At 61.3% G+C, this 2361-nt stretch carries 2 protein-coding genes; both read left to right on the top strand.

Features of this window, described 5'->3' with window-relative positions; all coding sequences use genetic code 11:
* A partial coding sequence (locus tag AC1DY5_RS51700; RefSeq protein WP_478122023.1) for a tannase/feruloyl esterase family alpha/beta hydrolase occupies positions 1-310 on the top strand: 310 nt, incomplete at its 5' end.
* Positions 311-910: 600 nt separating this feature from the next.
* A complete protein-coding gene (locus AC1DY5_RS51695) occupies positions 911-2284 on the top strand; it encodes a tannase/feruloyl esterase family alpha/beta hydrolase (RefSeq protein WP_478122022.1) in 1374 nt (457 codons plus the stop codon).
* The last annotated feature ends 77 nt before the right edge of the window (positions 2285-2361 follow it).

Genomic DNA, 2361 nt, shown 5'->3' with positions numbered 1-2361 from the left:
CTATCAGAGCGTCCTGGCGGAGAGCGGCGGTCAAGCGGCCGCGGATGAGTTTGTCGAGTACTACACAGCGCCTGGCGTTGGGCACTGCGCGCTCGGGAACGGAGCTGACAAAGTCGATCTGGCTGGCCCGATGTTCGAATGGCTGGAGAAGGGCGCCCGACCATCGAGTGCGCCGATCGTTGCATCGACATTGTTCGCCGTTCAGGGCACCCCGCCCAAGAGTCGCCCCCTTTGCAGATACCCCCAGTATCCGAAATACATCGGTGGCGACGTAAATGCTGCATCAAGCTTTGAGTGCACGGCACCGTAACGACGCTCTTGAGAAGCGGCGGGTTCCCGCTCGCCTTCTCAGTTCTGCGCATTCGCCCAATTTGCAGGGTAAACGAGTGAGTCCGGCCATGCCCTGCCGTCAGCGGACGGGTTTGCGGTTGCCCTTCGTCGCAATGGCTTCGAGCTTAGCTTCTCTGCTACGGAAATACCCTTAATTGTCCACCTTCAGACAATTCTTCCGTTCCACGCCTCATAACTTGCGGATGTGGCGTTTGTATCGCGACCACATAACGAATTGGAGAACCCCATGAGAAAGCCGCCGTACATGTTCGGGAGATTTGAAACAGATGTCGTATTGAAACAGTCAGATCGTGGAGGCTATTGCAGTTGGCGGGCGCGCATAGCGGCTTCCGCTCTGGTCGTCTCAAGCATGTCAGGTTGCGGAGGCGGTGGCGGAGGAACGCCAGGTCTCGGGTTGATCGCGTCGCCTGCGGCGACCGCGGTTTCCGCAACGTCCACGGCGCCGACTGCCCCAACTGCGCCCACAACGCCCGCGGCCGCGCCAGAGACGTCCGTCACGCCAATCAGTCCAGCCAGTCTATGCAGCGCTTTCCTCGGTCGCTCGTTCGAGGGCGCGACCGTGACACGCGCCGAACTGGTGCCGGCGAGCGCCAGCGCGCCTGAATACTGCAAGGTGCGGGGAGAGATGACCAAGGACCTGGACTTCGATGTCCGCATGCCCACAGACTGGGATCATCGAACTGTCTTCAGGGGTGGGGGCGGCTTCGATGGCTACCTCGACGTCGGCTACATCAGCGACCCGATCACCAGTCCCGTGGGCAGCCCCGATTTGGCGACCCGTGGATACGCGACCATCGCGACCAATCACGGACACGGTATTGCTCTCTCGGACGGGTCGTTCGCTCTGGACCCCGAAATGCTGTCTGACTATGCCAATCAGTCCGTACCGCGGGTGCTTCCTGCTGCAAAGGCAATCTTGCGTGAACGCTACGGGGACACCTTCCCAAGCACTAAGCTGGTGTACGAGGGTTGTTCGGGCGGGGGGCGCCAAGCCTTGATGCAGGCGCAGCGCTACCCTGACTTGTTCGATGGAATCATTTCGCGAGCGCCAGCCAACGCCTTCAACCCACAGTTCCTTTGGTATCAGAAGGTCCAGAAGCAGCTCGCAAAGCCAGGTGCCGCCCTCTCTCCCACGAAGATCAAGGCGATAGGCGATGCCGCCTTGGCGAAGTGCGATGGCCTCGATGGACTCAATGACCAGGTCATCAGCCGGCCTTCCGCCTGCCACTTTGACCCGGTTGAGCTTGCTTGCACCGGGGCGGAAACCGACTCCTGCTTGACGCCTGCGCAAGTCGAGTCCGCGCAAACGTTCTACGCGCCGACCGACATCGCCAATGCTCGCTATGTCTGGCCGGGCTTTCCTGTCGGCGGCGAGAGCGCAGCCAACTGGCTGTCCTTGGCTTCTCTCGGAGATGGCTACATCAAGTACATGGTCGCACAGGGCGGTACGGTCGATCCCCTCCAGTTGGATCCGACGCAGTATCTCGCACGCATCGATCAGCTCGTATCGATGATCGATGCTGTGAACCCCGACCTTGGCCGCTTCAATGCGCGCGGCGGCAAGCTGTTGCTGTGGACGGGCCTGACCGACTGGAAAATCACTCCGAACAACGCCACCAACTACTACCAGAGCGTTGTTCAAGCAAATGGTGGCCAGGCGGCTGTCGACCAGTTCGTCGAGTACTACACGGCCCCGGGGGTGAACCACTGTGAGGGAGGCACGGGCGCGGACAAGGTCGATCTGGCTGGGCCGATGTTCGAGTGGCTCGAAAAGGGAGTCAAACCGTCCACATCGACGATCATCGCAACCCAGCGCACCGCGACCGCCGGGGCTACCGCGGCAAGCCGACCGTTGTGCAGGTACCCCAACTACCCGAAGTACATCAGCGGCGACCCGAACGCCGCAACAAGCTTTGAGTGCGTGGCGCCTTAGCCATTGCTGCGGCGCCGCACCGCGCCGCTTCATCGCCTGCTACGCTGTTCGTCCGATGGTCTGCAGCTTTGCCAGGT

This window comes from Variovorax sp. P4_D9 (assembly GCF_056401695.1).
This window is presented reverse-complemented; position numbering and strand designations above follow the sequence as displayed.